At 64.7% G+C, this 18,523-nt stretch carries 17 protein-coding genes; 9 read left to right on the top strand and 8 right to left on the bottom strand.

The features are described 5' to 3' along the window. Positions 1–15 precede the first annotated feature (15 nt). Positions 16–432 (top strand): helix-turn-helix transcriptional regulator, encoded by a 417-nt coding sequence (locus ABJ196_RS08735; RefSeq protein ID WP_257052790.1) that lies wholly within the window; start codon positions 16–18, stop codon positions 430–432. Positions 433–553: 121 nt separating this feature from the next. Here ABJ196_RS08735 and ABJ196_RS08740 read toward each other — a convergent pair whose 3' ends face one another. After that, positions 554–1,495, bottom strand: a complete 942-nt coding sequence (locus ABJ196_RS08740; protein WP_347306277.1) for an Abi family protein — start codon at positions 1,493–1,495, stop codon at positions 554–556. Positions 1,496–2,189: 694 nt separating this feature from the next. Between ABJ196_RS08740 and ABJ196_RS08745 the strand changes: the two genes are divergently transcribed. Then, a complete protein-coding gene (locus ABJ196_RS08745; protein WP_347306279.1) occupies positions 2,190–3,710 on the top strand; it encodes an aldehyde dehydrogenase family protein in 1,521 nt (506 codons plus the stop codon). On the opposite strand, the gene ABJ196_RS08750 is transcribed toward ABJ196_RS08745, so the two are convergent. Next, a complete protein-coding gene (locus ABJ196_RS08750; RefSeq protein ID WP_347306281.1) occupies positions 3,707–4,816 on the bottom strand; it encodes an alpha/beta hydrolase in 1,110 nt (369 codons plus the stop codon). The genes ABJ196_RS08745 and ABJ196_RS08750 overlap by 4 nt on opposite strands. Continuing rightward, the gene (locus tag ABJ196_RS08755; protein WP_347306283.1) at positions 4,813–5,064 is read right to left on the bottom strand and encodes a hypothetical protein; all 252 of its coding nucleotides are present in this window, start codon (positions 5,062–5,064) and stop codon (positions 4,813–4,815) included. Before ABJ196_RS08755 ends, ABJ196_RS08750 begins: the two co-directional genes overlap by 4 nt. A 93-nt stretch (positions 5,065–5,157) precedes the next feature. On the opposite strand from ABJ196_RS08755, the gene ABJ196_RS08760 reads away from it, so the two are divergent. Further along, complete coding sequence (locus ABJ196_RS08760; RefSeq protein WP_347306285.1) at positions 5,158–5,961, top strand: carbon-nitrogen hydrolase family protein; 804 nt, start codon at positions 5,158–5,160, stop codon at positions 5,959–5,961. A gap of 15 nt (positions 5,962–5,976) precedes the next feature. On the opposite strand, the gene ABJ196_RS08765 is transcribed toward ABJ196_RS08760, so the two are convergent. From ABJ196_RS08765 to ABJ196_RS08785, 5 genes are all read right to left on the bottom strand, one after another. Then, the gene (locus ABJ196_RS08765) at positions 5,977–6,468 is read right to left on the bottom strand and encodes a carboxymuconolactone decarboxylase family protein (RefSeq protein ID WP_347306287.1); all 492 of its coding nucleotides are present in this window, start codon (positions 6,466–6,468) and stop codon (positions 5,977–5,979) included. A 32-nt stretch (positions 6,469–6,500) separates the two neighbouring features. Next, positions 6,501–7,643, bottom strand: coding sequence for an FAD-binding oxidoreductase (locus ABJ196_RS08770; protein ID WP_347306289.1), 1,143 nt, complete (start codon positions 7,641–7,643; stop codon positions 6,501–6,503). Between the two features lie 13 nt (positions 7,644–7,656). Continuing rightward, positions 7,657–8,724, bottom strand: coding sequence for an LLM class flavin-dependent oxidoreductase (locus tag ABJ196_RS08775; protein WP_347306291.1), 1,068 nt, complete (start codon positions 8,722–8,724; stop codon positions 7,657–7,659). A 76-nt stretch (positions 8,725–8,800) separates the two neighbouring features. Beyond that, positions 8,801–9,913: an NAD(P)-binding domain-containing protein gene (locus tag ABJ196_RS08780; protein WP_347306293.1), complete on the bottom strand. Its 1,113-nt coding sequence runs from the start codon at positions 9,911–9,913 to the stop codon at positions 8,801–8,803. Positions 9,914–9,990: 77 nt separating this feature from the next. Continuing rightward, complete coding sequence (locus ABJ196_RS08785; RefSeq protein WP_257052767.1) at positions 9,991–10,392, bottom strand: MmcQ/YjbR family DNA-binding protein; 402 nt, start codon at positions 10,390–10,392, stop codon at positions 9,991–9,993. A 302-nt stretch (positions 10,393–10,694) separates the two neighbouring features. On the opposite strand from ABJ196_RS08785, the gene clpB reads away from it, so the two are divergent. From clpB to ABJ196_RS08815, 6 genes are all read left to right on the top strand, one after another. Then, complete coding sequence (gene clpB, locus ABJ196_RS08790) at positions 10,695–13,247, top strand: ATP-dependent chaperone ClpB (RefSeq protein ID WP_066488906.1); 2,553 nt, start codon at positions 10,695–10,697, stop codon at positions 13,245–13,247. A 58-nt stretch (positions 13,248–13,305) separates the two neighbouring features. Beyond that, entirely contained in the window at positions 13,306–14,166 is an 861-nt protein-coding gene (locus ABJ196_RS08795) for a rhodanese-like domain-containing protein (RefSeq protein WP_347306295.1), read from the top strand. Between the two features lie 67 nt (positions 14,167–14,233). Beyond that, a complete protein-coding gene (locus ABJ196_RS08800; RefSeq protein WP_347306297.1) occupies positions 14,234–15,727 on the top strand; it encodes a hypothetical protein in 1,494 nt (497 codons plus the stop codon). Positions 15,728–15,826: 99 nt separating this feature from the next. After that, the gene (pyrE, locus tag ABJ196_RS08805; RefSeq protein ID WP_068801268.1) at positions 15,827–16,381 is read left to right on the top strand and encodes an orotate phosphoribosyltransferase; all 555 of its coding nucleotides are present in this window, start codon (positions 15,827–15,829) and stop codon (positions 16,379–16,381) included. Next, on the top strand, positions 16,374–17,060 hold the full coding sequence (locus ABJ196_RS08810) for a TrmH family RNA methyltransferase (protein ID WP_347306299.1): 687 nt from the start codon (positions 16,374–16,376) through the stop codon (positions 17,058–17,060). The genes pyrE and ABJ196_RS08810 overlap by 8 nt, the downstream gene beginning before the upstream one ends. A gap of 76 nt (positions 17,061–17,136) precedes the next feature. Beyond that, a complete protein-coding gene (locus ABJ196_RS08815) occupies positions 17,137–18,327 on the top strand; it encodes a glycoside hydrolase family 76 protein (protein WP_347306301.1) in 1,191 nt (396 codons plus the stop codon). Positions 18,328–18,523 lie beyond the last annotated feature (196 nt).

Consider the following 18,523-nt stretch of genomic DNA (forward strand, 5'->3'; position numbering starts at 1 on the left):
GGCAGGTGAGCAGTGATGGCCAATTCCACCGACGGTCCGCGCGAGGCACCGAAGAAGATGTACGTTATCTCCGTCGCTGCGGAGCTTTCCGGAATGCATGCGCAGACCCTGCGCACGTACGACCGGATGGGCCTGGTGTCCCCAGCCCGCACGCGCGGCGGCGGACGCCGCTACTCTGACCGAGACATCGAGCTGCTGCGCCACATCCAGGAGCTGTCCCAGGAGCAAGGCGTCAACCTCGCTGGCATTAAGTCGATTATCGAGCTCACCGAGGAACGCGACCAGCTTCTCGCCGAGCGCGACGCGCTTCTTGAGGAAGTCCGCGAGCTGCGTGCCCGCTCCTCGTCTGCGTCGACGGGCCGCGAGCTCGTCCACGTTCCGCGGTCGACCTCCGTGGTCATGTGGACCCCGCGCCGCAAGCGCAGCCGCTAGTGTCGCACGCCAGCTCGCTGCACCCGAGGGTTCTCCCTGTTGGCTCAACAGGAGGGCACTCGGGTGCTTGTGGTTTCATCGTCTATTTTGAGTGGGATGTCGTAGGCGGGACGGTGCGGTGCTAGTGGTCTGTGGTGAGTAGTTGCGTCGACATTTCTCCGTAGCGGGCTGGGGTTGCGATGCCTGCGGCAAGAAGGGGATGCGTGGCAAGGATTGGCTCGACGCGGTTGGCGAGCCAATCATGCTGGAGGCCGGTCTTGGTGGCGACCTGGTCAAGCGCTACGAAGATCTTGTAGATCGAGTGATCACTGAACTGACGGTGGTTTCGTTTGACTCGTCGTACGATGTTAGGCAGGAGTCCTGGACGGTCGAGGACCGCATGGTTCCACAGCTTCGCACAGTGGGCGTTGCGGTTGCGCAAGTAGACGAATGACCGGACTTGGCTTGGCAGCGTAGTTGGAGAAACGTTCATCGACGCTGCCATGTCGTGCAGCACTCCGGACTTGCTTGAAGCTTCAATAAGCCTGGATAGACTGCCAAACGAGAAGGCCTCAACCGCTACCCAGATGGGCATGCGCGCATAGGCATCGATGCTGTAAGCGTTGCCCGTTTTGAGCTCATCGCGGTAGTGAGACACAAAGGTCTCTTTGCTGCGATCTAAATTCGCCAGCGCATGTTCTTCGACACGTTCGTCATTAGGATCGGGCGATTGCGTGAACCCGTCACCACGGGCGAACGTTCCGATCGCTCCGACCCGCTGTGCGTAATAGTAGGCGAACCGGGTTCTCAGAAGGACCTCGATCGGGTGGAGAACTTCATCGCATACTGCAACCAAGTCTTGCTCGGCTTCGTAGAGCCTCTGAATATCTTCAAAGGAGGAACCATCGAGGAAGCGATTGTTGCCTGCCATTGGGTCAACTTGCCAATAACGGAAATATCCCGAAAGACGGTAGTAGTTTACGCGAGATAGAAATTCGGCTGCTGATGCGGTGTCAGCGACGTTCAAACCGCGTTCTTGAAGCAGCGTGATTTGTTCGTCGTAGTTGTGCCAGTGTTTGACCATGAGCTTCCTAGAATGTGAAAGGCCCCGGTCATTTATGCATTGTCCCTTGCGGGATTAGAGGCCTGACCGAGGATCTATCGCTTCTTACGGTACGTCAACGTGGCTGCTTGGTCAACCTTACGTGTCGAAGTTGGTGTCTCCACATGAGAGTCCCGGCCCACTTTTAACAGGGGTTAAGTCGAGCTGAATGGTTGCCCCCAATCTAGCCAGTCTCATGCCGGTCTCTAGTGGCAGGAATCGTGTCAAGGCTGCCACAACGATCTTCCAGGTGGCTCGTCCGGATTCGCAGGTGCTCAAGGGGAATGGGCACTTCGACGGGTCGCGAACTCGTCCACGTTCCGCGGTCGACCTCTGTGGTCATGTGGACCCCGCGCCGCAAGCGCAGCCGCTAGCGCAGTACGCCACGTCAGTACACTCGAGCGCCCCCTTTGTTGAGCCAACAGGAAGAGCGCTCGGGTGTTTTTGATTCCTGCCAGCCGATTGGAATACCCCCGTTGAGTTGGGGTCGGATGTCGTGTGAACAGCGTGAATATTCATGGGTGGGGGATCCTTGCAAAGTTTCGCAAAGAAGTAGTGCCGGAGTTGTGGCGGTAGTTAAGTCATTTCAGTTACTGTGGGGTAACTCAATCCGATATGGCGTAGCTCACTAAAGGAAAGAATTGTGGCGACGCCTCCGCTTCGAAAGGACACCACCATGACCCGCTACGCAGATCCCGGCACTGAAGGCTCCATCGTCACCTACCGCGACCGCTACGACAACTACATCGGTGGCGAGTGGGTTGCCCCAGCCGACGGCGAGTACATGGACAACATCACGCCGATCACGGGTGAGGTCTTCTGCCAGGTTGCGCGTGGTAAGGAAGCAGACATCAACCTCGCCATCGACGCGGCAGAGAAGGCCTTTGAGACTTGGGGCCACACCTCGCCCGCCGAGCGCGCCAACATCCTGCTCAAGATCGCGGATCGGATCGAGGAGAACCTCGAGAAGATTGCCGTCGCGGAGACATGGGATAACGGTAAGGCTGTGCGCGAGACGCTCGCCGCAGATATCCCGCTCATGGTCGACCACTTCCGCTACTTCGCGAGCGCCCTGCGCTCCCAGGAAGGCCGCCTGTCGCAGATCGACAAGGACACCGTCGCTTACCACTTCTACGAGCCGCTCGGCGTCGTGGGCCAGATCATCCCGTGGAACTTCCCGCTCCTCATGGCGGCGTGGAAGCTGGCGCCGGCGCTCGCCGCAGGCAATACGGTCGTCCTGAAGCCGGCCGAGCAGACCCCGGCTTCCGTCCTCTTCGTTATGGAGCTCATCGGCGACCTGCTCCCTGCAGGCGTCGTCAACATCGTCAACGGCATCGGCGAGGAAGCCGGTGTGGCGCTGTCCACCTCGGACCGCATCGCAAAGATCGCCTTCACAGGCTCGACCCCGGTGGGCAAGATCATCAACAAGGCTGCTGCCGACAAGCTCATTCCGGTCACCCTTGAGCTGGGCGGCAAGTCCCCGTCCATCTTCTTCCCGGACATCATGGACGAGGATGACACCTACCTCGAGAAGTGCGTCGAAGGCTTCGTGATGTTCGCCCTCAACCAGGGCGAGGTCTGCACCTGCCCGTCGCGCGCGCTCGTCCACGAGTCCATCGCGGACAAGTTCATCGAGCGTGCCATCGAGCGCGTGAAGAAGATTAAGATTGGCCACCCGCTCGACACGGAGACCATGATGGGTGCCCAGGCGTCCCAGGAGCAGATGGACAAGATTACCGAGTACCTGGAGATTGGCCCGAAGGAGGGCGCGGAGGTCCTCACCGGTGGCCACGTGAATAAGGTGGAGGGCCTGGACAACGGCTTTTACATCGAGCCGACCGTCTTCAAGGGCACGAACGACATGCGCATCTTCCGTGAGGAGATCTTCGGTCCGGTCCTCTCCGTCGCGACCTTTAAGGACTACGACGAGGCCATCCAGATTGCGAATGACACGAACTTCGGTCTGGGCGCTGGTGTGTGGTCGCGCAATGCGAACATCTGCTACCGCGCTGGTCGTGACATTCAGGCAGGTCGCGTGTGGGTGAACCAGTACCACGTCTACCCGGCGCACGCCGCGTTCGGCGGCTACAAGGAGTCTGGTATCGGCCGCGAGAACCACCTCATGATGCTCGCTCACTACCAGGAGACCAAGAACCTTCTGGTCTCCTACAGCGAGCAGCCGGCGGGCCTGTTCTAGTAGCGCCGGGCGATAGCTCCCACGCCCTCAAAGAAGGCCGGGTCTGACCAATAGCTGGAATGGTCACCCGGCCTTCCCTGCGTTCCGGGCACGGGGTCGGCTCCAAACCACGGCGTGCTGGGATCGGTCCCGTGGACGCCGCCCACGGGACCCGTGGAATAGCGGATCGGATCGTCCGCATTCGTCACGGACCACACGCGTCCCGGAAGTTCGTCGGCGCGATGGACGCCGGCGCCGGGGCTGCCCACGAAGACGAGATCGTCGGCGCGCATGCCGTCGCGTGCGGCGTAGCCGGCGACCGTCGAACCATACGAATAGCCGACCACGATATGTTGCGCGCGTGGGAAGCGGCGACGCAGCGTGCGGTGAAAACGGGTGAGCGCGCGGGCCCCTTTCTCTGCGGGAGCGCGCCGGGCGGCCAGTGGTACTCGCGGCGGCGCGTCGTATCCCACCCACGCGACGGCCGGGCTTCCCGTCGCGGTGGCGAGCGCTCGGGCATTGTCGATGTGAGACTGCCAGCTCGCCGGATTCGAGGACCCGGTGCCGGGGATATACGTGGTGATGGACGACGGTTGCGTGCGGGCGGAGGTCGGATCCACGAGGGCGGCGAACCTGCCCTCGGAGGCCTCGAGGATGAGCAGATCGGGGTTGGCTTCGGCCAAAGCTATGACGTGTGCTGGGGCGCTGGATAGATGAATCTCATGAATTCCCTCGAGTGAGAGGCCCTCGAAGTCTTCGAGAAGGTGGGGTGGCTCGGTTGTGATGTCCGAGCAGAGCGCCGCGATCTCACGGGCGCACATCCAGTCGAGCGCCTCGCCGATGCCCGCGAGCCCGGGGGCGAGGCCATCGGCAAGCGGTTCGAGGAGGTCTTCTAGTGGGGAGTAGCTGCGGAGGACTCCCGCCACGGCGGCCATTTCGGCGCGTGGTTGCTTGAGGGACGCGCGGGCGAGCTCGACGTTGTGGCGTGCGCTTTCAGGTGCGAGGCCAGCTGTTGCCAAAAATAGGGTATCCGAATGATAGAGCCACTCCACTGTGTATCCGTGCAGGCGAGAGGAGGTGGAGTCGAGTTGGGCGGCGGCGGTGGCTAAGGAACGCGCGGGGCTCATGGGAGGCCTCCTAAGCGCGCGGCGAGTGCTTCGTCGCCGACTCGCATATCAGTAAGTAGGCGTTCGAGGGCGTCGAGGTGTGCCCCGCGAGCAGCCTCAGCCTGGCTAATCGCTGACGACCAGCGAGCGGTGGCGGTGGCTAAGGCGCGGGAGGTGTGCGGGCCTCCTGCGGTAGGAAAGTGCGGCGTGAAGTGGTGGCTGCGCAGAGTGGACAGGTGCTGTGGTGCGTTATCAGTGAAGTAGATCATGCCTTCACAACTACGGGGTGCGCCGCCATCTGGCAAGGGCGAAAAAAAGAAATCTGTGGATAACTCACCGGTTGCCCATTACATTGGGCAACCATGAAGGTCGCAGCTGTGCAATTTACGTCCACTGGAGATACGAAGGCCAACCTGGAGCGCGCCACGGAGCTTATCCGGCGCGCTGCCGGTGAGGGCGCGCGGCTTATCGTGTTGCCGGAGGCGACGGCGCAGAGCTTCAACTCCGGGCGTCTCGATACGCAGGCATCCGATTTTGATGGTCCCTTCGCCACGGGGCTGCGCGAGGTGGCTGAGGAGCTGGGGGTCACGGTCATTGCGGGCATGTTCCGGCCTGCCGATGCCGTCGAGCGTGACGGGAAGACTATCCATCGCGTCTCGAATACTGCGCTTATCACTGGCCCCGGGATCCATTGCGGCTACGACAAGATTCACACGTATGACGCTTTTGATTACAAGGAATCAGATACCGTGCGACCGGGCACGGACCTGGTCACTTTTGACCTTGACGGCGTGACCGTGGGCGTGGCGACGTGTTATGACGTGCGCTTCCCCGAGCAGTTCCGAGACTTGGCGCGCGCGGGTGCGCAGGTCATCGCCGTGCCGTTTAGCTGGGCTGACGGGCCGGGCAAGCGCGAGCAATGGCGCCTGCTCTCGGCGGCGCGTGCGCTGGATTCCACGAGCTACATCGTGGCGGCAGGCCAGTCGCGCCCGGGCGGCGAAGCCATGGCGGGCGAGGCCTCGGGGCCGACGGGGCTGGGGCACAGCGTTGTGGTGGGCCCCACCGGCGTTCGGCTTGAGGAGGCCGGCTACGAGGACGAGATCCTCTATGCCGACCTCGACATGACAGAGGTGGACAAGGCGCGCAAGGCGCTGCCTGTTCTCTAGAGATGTTACCGCTGCTTAGGGCTGGCCCACCACGGTGTGGGAGAACAGGTGAATGCGGTTGAAGACGTTCATGTTGATGCAGCCCATGAGGAATACCGCGAGGACGTCATCGCCGAGCTGCGCGCGGAGGCGGTCATAGTCCTCGTCGGGAAGGGCGCCGTGCTCGACGCTCGTGACAGCCTCGGCGATGTCGAGTCCGGCGCGCTCGAGGTCGGTGTACACGCCAGCGGCTTCGCGCCAGCCGGGAGCGAGGGCGAACTTGCGGGTGATGTCTTCGGCAGATTCTCCAGCCTCGGTGTAGAACTTCGTGGCGAGCCGCGAGTGGACATCCGTGCAGTACGCGCAGCGGTTGACCTGTGAGACGCGGACGAAGGCGAGCTCGAGGACGGCGCGGGGGATGCCGAGCTCGGTGGCACGGGCGACGATGGTGTCCGTGACGGCGTACTGCGCGCGGGAGGTCTCCGGCATGGCGGAACGCAGCTGGATACGTGAATTATTTTCAGTCATAAATCCAGTGTAAATTCGCGCGGTGCGCCGGGCTAGAAACTGTGACTCGTTCGTCCCCAGGGGTGTGCCTCGACGGCGGTGATGCCCGCGGCGCGCAGCTTCGCGGCGGCGTCCGTGACGCGGGCCTCGGGACCCACGAGAATGAAGCGGGAGCCGTGGGCGTCCTCGCGCGAGAGCATGGTCATGACGGGATCGTTGGTGGGCTCGCAGTAGACGTCAGGCTCGGGGGCACCCAGGAGGAGCGGGTCCTCCGCGGCGTCGACGAGGAGATGGACGCGCATGTCCGGGTTGAGCGCAGCCAGGTTGTCGAGCACCGTCGTGTCGTAGTGATGCCCGGGGCTCGGTGCCACCGAGTAGAGCGAGCACTCGATGTCGGCGGGGGTCTCGGTGGCGGCCTCGACCTGGGCGAGGAGCCAGGTACGCACGGCTGCCCAGCCGACCCCGAAGCAGAGGAAGACGGGGTAATCGCCGTCGCCCAGCGTGTGCGCGAACTCGCCGCGCGGCGCGCCGAGGGTCCACGTGTCGCCCACCTGGGCGCGCGCGAGGGTGCGCGAGGCATCCCCCACGCCGCGCACGTGGAATTCGAGCTGGCCTGTGGAGGTCGCGGGTGCGGCCGGGGTGAGGTGACGCCAGGTGCCGGGTAAAAACTTAGACGTCACCGGGAAATACTGACCGGGTGCAAAGTCAATAGGCATGGCGGACTCGAGGCGCACGAGGGCGAGCTCGCGGTTGGGACGGACGACGTCGACGACCTGTGCCTGGTGCGCCGGCGGGGTGCCTGCGAGGTCAGCCTCCTCGGCGGCGCCGGAGAGCAGGGCGGCGAGCTCAGTGAAGGCGCGCTGGGCGGCGTGGGAGGCGGCATCGGAAAGCTCAAAGGGCTTCAGGCCCGCCATGAGGGACTGGGAGAACGCGGCGAATGCCGCGGGAGGGAAGCCGTGGCGGCGGTGGTCGCGGCCGAGGAAAGCAATGCGCTCGCGCGCGTGCGCGTTGGGCACGCCGCCCTCCGAGCAGTGCTGAAGGTACCACGCGAGGGCCGGAGCCATGTCCACGTGGGTCTCGGCCATGCGAAAACCAAAAATCTGGCGGGCCTCGAGAATCCTGGTGTAGAAATCCTCGTGCACGCGGTCACGAAATGCCGAGGGATTTTCTAGGATGAGGTCCGCCAGATGTTGCATATCTAGCAGTGTATTAGTCGATCGGATAACCCGTCACCGGGCCTTCCGTATTCGGCTTCCAGCCCAGGGCCGGCGCGACGTGCGTGGCGAAGTTCTCGAGGATCTTCACGTTGACGTCGACGCCCATGCCGGTGGGCACGGTGATGAGCAGGGTATCGGCGGCGGCGATGGCCGGGTCGGCCTTGAGCTGCTCGATGAGCTTATCCGGCTCGGCGGCGTAGGTGCGGCCGAAGATGGAGTTGCCGGCGTCCGGCAGGGCGCCGACCTGGTCGTGGCCGGAGGCCTGCATACCGAACATCTGTGCATCGGCGCCATCGACGATGGGGAAGATCGAACGGGAGACGGAGATACGCGGTGCCCAGTCGTGGCCCGCTTCCTTCCATGCTTCACGGTAGGCGTTGATCTGCTGAACCTGGACCTCGCCCAAGGTATCTGCGGTGGTCTCGGAGACGAGCGTGGAGCTCATGAGGTTGACGCCGTCCCGGGCGGCCTGGGCCGCGGACGTGTGCGTGCCGGAGCCGTAGAAGATGTGCTTGTGCAGCTCGGGAGCATGCGGGAAGACCGGCAGGCCGGACCCTGGCTGGAACATCTGCGGGTACTGGCGCTCGAGCGGAGCGGCATGCGCGAAGCCGTAGCCCTGGATGGCCTCGAGGAACTTCTCAAAGTGGTCACGCGCAACGTCTGCGCCGTTCGGGGCCTCACCCTTGTAACCGAAGGCCTCCCAGCCGCGGTCCGCGACCTCCGGGGCGCCACGGGACACGCCCAGGGCCACGCGGCCGCCAGAGAGCTGGTAGAGCGCCGCAGCTTCCTCAGCGAGGTAGAGCGGGTTTTCATAACGCATATCGATAACTCCGGTGCCGACCTCGATGTGCTTGGTGGAGCCAGCGATAGCGCCAAGCAACGGCATGGGGGCCGAGGCCTGTGGCACGAAATGGTGAACGCGGAAGGAGGCGTTATTCACGCCGATCTCGTCTGCGGCTTGGGATAATTCGAGATGGATTTTCGCCATCTTCTCGGCGCTCGGGCCGCGGGTACCGCCAAAGGCGTAGTGACCGAAGGAGAGGAAACCGAAGGCTTTCATGTTGAATCTTTCTTTTGGTTGACGTGACAACAATAAGCTGAGTTTAACATCGCGCGCAAGAAAAAGGGAGGCGTCGTTAACGCCCGCCGGGAAAGAGGAGATGTGCCGCGCGCTTGGCGGCTAGGCGGCCGGCGCGAGTGGCCCCGCGCGTCGAGGCCGTGGAGCCGTAGCCGGCGAGTAGAATACGCGGGTCAGCTTTGACTGTGACCTCATCCGTCATTTCGATTCCGCCGCGCTGGCTGAAGATTCCCAGGGGCTCGAGGTGCTTTAGTGAGTGGCGGAAGCCGGTATTAAAGAACAAAATGTCAAAGTCCTCACGGTGCCCGGCGGGGAAAGGATCCCAATAGGCACGAGCGGCGTCCGTGGCAGGAGAGTCGCCAAAGACGACGCCGGTGGGCGTGACCTGAGTAATCGTGCCGCGCGAGACGAGGACACCGCGCTGCACTCCTTCGGTATATTCCTCCCACGGCGGGATACCGGTGGCCGAGACCACCGAGGCCGGCGGGTAGCCGGCGAAGGTGCGCTCACGCACGGCTTCTTCGACGTTGCGGCCCCAGTGGTGATCGAATTCGGTACGTACGAAGTCCGGGACGCGGCGCGTCGACCACATAGTGTCGGTGACCCCCTCGAGCTCGAGGAGGAACTGCACCGCCGATAACCCGCCGCCGATGATGAGCGTGCGCTGGCCCGCAAAGTCTTCGCGGCGCACGAAGTCGCGGGTGTGTAGCACGTGGCCGCCAAAGGTCTCCAGGCCCGGGAGGTCTGGGATGTACGGACTGTCCCACGTGCCGGTGGCGTTGACGATGACCTGGCAGCCGTGCTCCGTGCCATCGGCAAGCGTGACAATGAAGCCGTCAGCCTCCTCGACGCGCACGGCCCGCGCCGGGCGTCGCACTGCCAAGTGGAACTGTTCCTCGTAGCGCTGGTAGTAGTCGCTCACCACGCGGCTGGCGGGCTGGCCCGCGCCGTCTTCGGTGGTGGGGGCCTTCATGCTGGGAAGGTCTGCGATCCCGTGCGCTTTGTCGAGGGTGAGTGAGTCCCACCGGTGGCGCCACGCGCCGCCGGGCCCCTCGTTCGCGTCGAGGACAATGAAGTCTTCACCTGGTTCGAGCCCGCGGAAGGAGAGCTGTTGGGCGCAGGCAAGCCCGGCTTGGCCAGCGCCGATGACGACGACTGCGAAATGGTCCATACGGCGATGGTATCGGACCCTGCGTTCATCCGGCGTGGGCGTGCTGCGTGCACGCAGGCCTGGCCGCGGGTGTGAGATTATTCCTCGGTCTTTTCGCGGAGGTCCGCGCGGCCGAAGGTCTCTGGGTCGATGGGGCGGGAGTACCGGGGCAATTGCGCGACGACAAGGCGGTAGGACTCCGTGACGAGCTCCCGAATGACGTTGGAGGGCAGGCCGTCGACGAGGGTGATCCAGTGCTTCTTGTTCATGTGGTAGCCGGGCGTAATCAGCGGGAACTCCGCGCGGAGGGTCTCGCCTGTCAGGGGCTCGGATTTGACGATTACCATCGGCTTTCCGGCTTCCTTGGTGAGGAGCGCGAAGACCTTGCCACGCACCTTCCACACATCCCAGGCGGGACCGAAGGGGTGGGTCAGCTCCGCGCCGGGCAGCTCGAGTGCGGCGGAGCGGGCGTGGCTGAAGACGGGGGCGGTGTCGCTCATGCTTCCAGGCTACGTGTGGACGGCTGAAGTAGCCCTAGGATTCGGTCGGTGCAGCTGCCTTCCGGTGTGAGCAACCCGCACGTCGGGCAAAGTTGCGTCATAATGACTCAAGGGCGAGCTGGAAAAACTTTAAAAAAGTTTAACTTGAGTGGAACAAACTCAACTTTGCGTGCGTTATGGACAGTGAAGCCCCTAGAGTGGGGCGGGTACGAGCCGGAAAGCTCCGCCGGGTGGCAACGCGCGGTGGGTAGGCCGAGCGGCAGATAAAAATCAGGAAGAGACGAAAGAAAGAGGAGGAAACCATGAGCGGTTTCAACCCCACCACGAAGACTCAGGAGGCTCTGCAGCAGGCGCTGCAGACCGCCTCGAGTAACGGCAACCCGGATATCCGTCCGGCGCACCTGCTTGCCGCTATTTTGAACCAGGAAGACGGCATCGCCGCCCCCGTGCTCCGCGCTACTGGCGTGGACGCGGGCACCGTGGCCAAGGAGGCCGCGGCCCTCGTCGACGGCTATCCCAAGGCGGAGGGCGCTGGGATGGCGAACCCGCAGTTTAACCGCGACGCACTTAACGTGCTCACCCGCGCGCAGGAACTCGCGGGCGAGCTGGGTGATGAATACGTGTCGACGGAGGTGCTGCTCGCAGCCATCGCCGGCTCCAAGACGGACGCCTCGGAGCTGCTGACGAGCCGCGGCGCGACCTATGAGGCGCTCAAGGGTGCCTTCCCGTCCGTGCGTGGCGCGGCCAAGGTGACGAGCGAGAACCCCGAGGACCAGTTCCAGGCCCTCGAGAAGTACTCGACGGACCTCACGGCGCGTGCCCGCGAGGGCAAGATTGACCCGGTTATTGGTCGTGACCAGGAGATTCGCCGCGTCGTGCAGGTGCTCTCGCGCCGTACGAAGAACAACCCGGTGCTCATCGGCGAGCCCGGCGTCGGTAAGACTGCCATCGTGGAAGGCCTTGCCCGTCGCATCGTCGCGGGTGACGTCCCGGAGTCGCTCAAGGGCAAGACGCTTATTAGCTTGGACCTCGGCTCTATGGTCGCCGGTGCGAAGTACCGCGGCGAATTCGAGGAGCGCTTGAAGGCCGTGCTGGACGAGATTAAGGCCTCGGACGGCCAGATCATTACGTTCATCGATGAGCTCCACACCATCGTGGGCGCCGGTGCGACCGGCGAGGGCTCCATGGACGCGGGCAACATGATTAAGCCCATGCTCGCCCGCGGTGAGCTGCGCCTCGTGGGTGCGACGACGCTCGACGAGTACCGCAAGTACATCGAGAAGGACGCCGCGCTTGAACGCCGCTTCCAGCAGGTCTACGCTGCCGAGCCCTCTGTCGAAGACACCGTCGGTATTCTCCGTGGCTTGAAGGAGCGCTACGAGGTGCACCACGGCATCCGCATCCAGGACTCTGCCCTGGTCGCGGCAGCGGAGCTGTCCAACCGGTACATCACCAACCGCTTCCTCCCGGATAAGGCCATCGACTTGGTCGACGAGGCGGGCTCGCGCCTGCGCATGGAGATTGACTCCTCGCCGCAGGAGATCGACGAGCTCGAGCGCATTGTCCGCCGCATGGAGATCGAGGAACTCGCGCTGAAGAAGGAGTCTGATGCCGCCAGCCAGGACCGCCTGGCCAAGCTGCAGCAGGAACTCGCGGACGAGCGTGAGAAGCTGGGCGAGCTCAAGGCGCGCTGGGCGAACGAGAAGAAGTCCATCGATGATGTCCAGGCCATCAAGGAGCAGCTCGACGAGCTGCGCCGCCAGGCCGAGATCGCGGAGCGCGACGGCGACCTCGCCGCGGCCTCCGAGATCAACTACGGCAAGATCCCGCCGCTGGAGAAGGAGCTGGCCGAGGCCGAGGCGGCATCGGCAGAGCATAAGAACACCATGCTCACCGAGGAAGTCACCCCGGACACTATCGCGGAGGTCGTCTCTGCATGGACCGGCATCCCCGCCGGCAAGATGCTCCAGGGCGAGACCGAGAAGCTCCTCCACATGGAGGACGTCTTGGGCGAGCGTGTCGTGGGCCAGAAGGCCGCTGTCGCCGCCGTGTCCGACGCCGTGCGTCGCGCACGCGCTGGCGTCGCCGACCCGAACCGCCCGACCGGCTCCTTCCTCTTCCTTGGCCCCACTGGCGTGGGTAAGACGGAGCTGGCCAAGGCGCTCGCGGAGTTCCTCTTCGACGATGAGTCGGCCATGGTTCGCATTGACATGTCCGAGTACGGCGAGAAGCACTCCGTTGCGCGCCTCGTCGGTGCCCCTCCGGGATACGTTGGCTACGACGCTGGTGGCCAGCTCACGGAGGCGGTCCGCCGTCGCCCGTACACCCTCGTCCTCTTCGATGAGGTCGAGAAGGCCCACCAGGACGTCTTCGACGTGCTGCTCCAGGTACTCGACGAAGGCCGGCTTACTGACGGCCAGGGTCGCACGGTGGACTTCCGCAATACCGTCATCATCCTCACGTCCAACCTGGGTGCAGGTGGCACGGAAGAGCAGGTCATGGAGGCCGTCAAGCACGCCTTCAAGCCGGAGTTTATCAACCGTCTCGACGATGTGGTGGTCTTCGAGTCGCTGTCCCCGGAGCTGCTCGCCGGCATCGTGGACATCCAGCTTGGCGCCCTCGGCGCACGCCTTTCGGGCCGCCGCCTCACCCTGGACGTCACGCCGGAGGCCAAGTCCTGGCTCGCCGAGCGCGGCTACGACCCGGCCTACGGTGCACGCCCGCTGCGCCGGCTTATCCAGCAGGCCATCGGCGACAAGCTCGCCAAGCTCCTGCTCGCCGGTGAGATTGTCGACGGCGACACGGTCCACGTCGACCGCGCCGCGGATGGTGAAGCGCTCACGCTGAGCGCTTAACCTGCGCCGACGCCGCGTGTCCGGCAACCCTTCGCTCATGTCCCTACACTGTGGGGGCATGAGCATTGCGGTTTCTCCTCAAGACCTGAAAAATCATCTTTATCAAGGCCAGCGCTCCACGGTCGTCTACACCACGTGGGCACCGACCGCGGGCGCAGCGTTCAACCAATTTTCTTCGCTCCACATCCCCACCTCCCACTTCGCTGACACCGCCCTCGCGTTTGCCGGCACTCCCGGCTCCCGCGTGGGCCGCAACCCCCTGCCGGATCCGGACAAACTCCAGAACTGGTTTGAACGCCTCGGATTGCGCGCCGAGTACCCCGTCGTCATCTATGACGACGGCCGCGGACTCTTCGCCGGCCGCGCCTGGTGGACGCTGCGCTGGGCTGGCGTGGGCGACGTCCGCCTCCTCAACGGCGGCTTTGCGGCTTGGCGCCGCGCCGGGCTGGAAACGCTGACCGGCCCCGGCAACCTGCCGCTGCACTCCAACCTCGTGGTCGTGCCCGGCGGCATGCCCACCGCCACGATCGACGAGTTTAAGGAGCATCTCGCGAACCCGGACCCGGAAGTCCAGCTCATCGATACCCGCTCGCCCAGCCGCTTTACCGGCCGCCGCGAGCATCTCGACCTCAAGGCCGGTCACATTCCGGGGGCCATCAACGTCCCGGAGCGTGAGCTCCATGTGGACGACGAGACGTGGCTGTGGAAGTCCCCGGAAGAAATCCGCGCCGTCTTTGAAACCGCCGGGGTCAACCTCGACACCATCGACAAGGCCATCATCTACTCCGGCTCGGGCAACCACTCCGCGCTGGCCATCGCCGCCCTAGAAATCGCCGGCCTGCCCAGCCCCCGCCACTTCGTGGGCGGCTGGTCCCAGTGGTCCGCCGTGCGCGACAACCCTGCCGAGCGCGGCGACTAACACGCGGGGACGAACACGCAGCAACTAACGCCCAGGAGCGCACCAGGGGACGTAGACTAAGGCACTAATGGCTGTCATACTTCTCCTCCTTGCGCTCCTCACCGGCGGCGCCGGCGCCTACCTGTGGTGGCTGTCCGGTCGCCCGGCTTCCGATGCCCCCGCTCAGCGCCCCGCCGTCTCCGGCACGTCCGCCGAGGCCCGCGACGCTGAAACTGCCCCAGAGGAAGCACAAGAATCTGAAGAAGACGACTTCTTCGGCGAGTGGTCCGACGACTCCCACGACCTCGAGGACGCACCGAGCGACGCGCCCGTCACCGAGGCCGAGCAGGCTGAGCAGGCCGAGGCAACTGAGGAAGCGGGGGACGAGGACGACAACACCGCCGAGGTCTCCGAAGAACCCGCCCCTATCATCGACGCCGATCCCGCTCCGACCCATGGCCGCCATGCCGCCTGGACGGACGACGATGACGTTGACCACGACGTTGACGGAGCCCTGTTCGATTCCGAGTCCTCTGACTCGGCGGAGCCCGAGCCGGACGACGCCGACTTTTCCGATACGAACGCTGTCGCCGACGACGCCACCGACAACACCGAGAGCATCGACGAAGAAGACAACGAGGACAGCAACCTCGGGGACGGCGCTGAGGACGCCGAAGACACCGCATCCGAACCCGAGCTCATCCGCGGTCGTCGCTCGCTGCTGGGAAGCCTGCCCGGCGCCGTGGCCCGCGAGCGGCGTGCCTGGGCTGCGGCGCGTGACTATGACTTCGCGAAACAGGACGAGTACCTCGTCGACGAATTCACCCGCGGCGCGGCCGCAGGTGGCGCGGCGCCGCATGACGTGGTGGCTGGCCGCGTGCTGGGCCACGAGATGCTGCTCATGGACATCGGCGGCGTCAACGTCATGGCCATGCGCACCGGCGCGGCCTCGGACATCGTCGTCGACTTCCGCCGCACCGGCGCGCTCGAGGACACCGGCGCAGATGATCTCGTTCCCGCCTTCGAGGCCCAGGGCTTTAGCGTCTACGCCTCTGATGCCGCCGTCGCTGAGCGCCTTATCGACGCCCGCGTGCGCACGGCGCTCGACTCCTTCCCGCACGAGGTCACCGCGGTGTGGATGGAGTCCGAATGGGTGCTCGCCCAGATGACCAAGGACGCCCGCGCCGTCGAGTGGGATGCCATGCAGGCACCGCTGGCGCTGCTCGCCGATTGCGCCCGCGTCCTACCGCCGCGCTCGCAGGCCGCGCAGGTACTGCGCCTCGGCGATGGGGACCCCACCCGCTCGATGGAGCAGGAGGCTGTCACCCTGGCCAGCGGCCCAGCCCTCGTGGCGCCGGAACGCGACGAATTCGAGTACCCGCCCGTCGAGCGCCCTGAGGAACCCGTGCCCATGCCTACCCGCGTGACCTCCGACGTCCGCGGTCCCGTCGAGCGCACCGCCCTCGGCGCGGACGAGGTCGACGCCATCGCGGACGGCAAGGACCGTCCCGACATCGACGAGCGCGCCCCGCGCGTGCGCCGCCACCTCGACGGCAAGTCGAGCATTTTTGGCGATGATTAAAACGACGACTAAGAACACCCGGAGACCGCCACGAAACGCCGCGGGCGGTCGAAGTAAGCTGTACACAGACCACTCGCAGACGCAATCAAAGGAGCGCTCATGACCGCACGCGAACTCGATCAGGCCAAGCTGGACCGCCTGGCGGAATTGGTAAAGGAACTCGCCGTCGTCCACGGCAAGGTCACGCTGTCCTCGGGCAAGGAAGCTGATTACTACGTCGACCTGCGCCGCGCGACGCTGCAGCACGAGGCCTCCCGCCTCATCGGTTCGCTCTTGCGCCAGCTCACCGCGGACTGGGATTACGTCGCCGTCGGCGGCCTGACCCTGGGCGCCGATCCGGTTGCGACCTCCATCATGCATGCAGACGGTCGCGACATCGACGCGTTCGTCGTGCGCAAGGAAGCGAAGAAGCACGGCATGCAGCGCCGCATCGAGGGCTTCGACGTCGAGGGCCAGAAGGTTCTCGTTGTTGAGGACACTACGACCACGGGCAACTCGCCGCTTACCGCCGTCGCCGCCCTGCGCGACGCCGGTGCCGAGGTCGTGGGCGTTGCCACCGTCGTCGACCGCGCAACGGGCGCCGCGGACGTCATCAAGGCCGAGGGCCTGGAGTACCGCTTCCTCCTCGGCCTCGAGGATCTGGGCCTTGCCTAAGCCGGGGGCATCGGAAAGCGCGGCGAACCCGTACGCCGAGGGCCGTGGCCCTACCGAGTGGAACGAAGGCCGTCATGGCGTAGGCCCGTGGGAGGGCCCGCTGCCAGACGATCCGCGTTACGACCCGGAGCTGCTCACGGACGGTGACCACCGCAACGTCGTCGACGCGTACCGGTACTGGACGCGCGAGGCGATCGTCGCGGACATCGATACCCGGCGGCATCCGCTGCACATCGCGATCGAGAATTTCGAAAACGACTCGAATATCGGTACCGTCGTGCGCACCGCCAACGCGTTTGCGGTCGATACGGTGCACATTGTGGGTCGTCGCCGCTGGAACCGCCGCGGCGCCATGGTCACCGACCGCTATCAGCACCTCATGCACCACGACACGGTGGGGGAGCTCATCGAATGGGCACACGACCAAGGTCTGACCGTCGTCGCCATCGATAACACGCCTGGCTCGGTGCCACTGGAGACCGCGGAGCTGCCCGAAAAATGCTTGCTCCTCTTCGGCCAAGAAGGCCCCGGCGTGAGCGCCGAAGCGCAAGATAACGCCGTGATGACATGCTCCATCGCGCAGTTCGGTTCGACGCGCTCCATTAACGCGGGCGTGGCGGCGGGCATCGCCATGCATGCGTGGATCCGCCAGCACGCTGATCTGTCCCGCGCGTGGTAGCAAGCGGTATAGAATAGCGATGTTTATAGCGCGGCCGTCGTGCCGCAGAACCTCACACCGACCATAAGGGACACGCATGAACGAGACGTGGGCACACCGCGCAGACCTCGCGGAAACCGCGATCAACGAGCGCCACGCCTCCGCGGTGTGGGGGCTGCCGCGCACCAATCTCGCCGTCGTGTCCTGGCCGCCGACGCTCAAAGAAAAGCTCTTCATTCACTGGCACTACTGGTGGCAGGCGCACTACCTCGATTGCCTTGTCGATGCCGCCGAGCGGAAGAATACCAAGGCTCGCCGCCGTCGCATCGCGGATACTGTCCGCGGCATTCGCATTCGCAACGTCGAGTCGCTCACTAAGAACCGTTATTACGATGACAAGGCGTGGTTGGCGCTTGCCATGGGGCGTGCTGGCGAAGTGAAAAACATGAAGCGTGCCAAGCGGCTTGGTGCGCTGGAGCTCAACATCGAGGCGGGTCTCGATCCGAAGCTCGGCGTGCTGCCGTGGCGCGAAGGGGAGTCGTTCCTCAACGTGCCCTCCAACGGCCCGGGCGCCATCATGCTCGCGCGCCGGGGACGCATCGCCGAGGCACGCACCATCGTCGACTGGATTTACGAGCACCTCATCGATGATGACGGCCTCGTCATGGACGGCGTGCGCATGCGCATGGACGGCCCCGAGATCGTCCGCGTCATCCACCCGTACTGCCAGGGCGTCGTCTTAGGCGCGTGCCTGGAGATCGCACTTAACCTGCGCGAGCGCGCCGGGGTTACCTCACTCGAAGACATCGATACCGTCCACGAGGCCGAGCTCGTCGAGGACCTCATGCAGTACCTCACTCGCATTCGCGGCCTGGTCCAGGCGGTAGCGTCGTACCAGGCCACGCCGTCGGGCGTGCTCAACGCGGTGACCGGCGAAGGCGACGGCGGCCTGTTCAAGGGCATCCTCGCGCGCTACCTCGCGGACGTCGCCGTGCGTCTGCCGGGCGACTCGCCATCCAACCGCGCGACAAAGAAGCTCGCCGCCCGTCTCGTGCGTGCCTCGGCTGAGTCCGCGTGGGAGCACCGCCTTGAAGTCGACGGCCTGCCCATCTTCGGCACGGACTGGGCTGCCGATGCCCGCCTGCCACACAACTACGGCTTCGCCTCGACCACCCTCAGTGAGCGCGTCGGCCTCATCCGCGTCGCTGAGCGCGACCTCTCCGTGCAGCTTTCCGGCTGGATGCTCCTTGAGGCCTGCGCGCGGATTTATCGCGAGCTGGACAGCTAGCAGGCCGCCGCCGTACTCCGCCCGCTCACCGGGCGCAAACGCTGTGGCCCGAATGCAGTCTTTCTGCCCGAAATTTCACACATTCCCTGTTCCCGCGCGCCCTCGAGATGTGCGAGTGGGCAGGGCTTTTGCGTAGCTGGCAACAGATCGGGCACAAAGTACAACAAATGTCACAAAATTATGGTCGACATGATCC

The organism is Corynebacterium sp. SA-MJD20WY100, assembly GCF_039822565.1.
Taxonomy (GTDB): Bacteria; Actinomycetota; Actinomycetes; order Mycobacteriales; family Mycobacteriaceae; genus Corynebacterium; species Corynebacterium phoceense_A.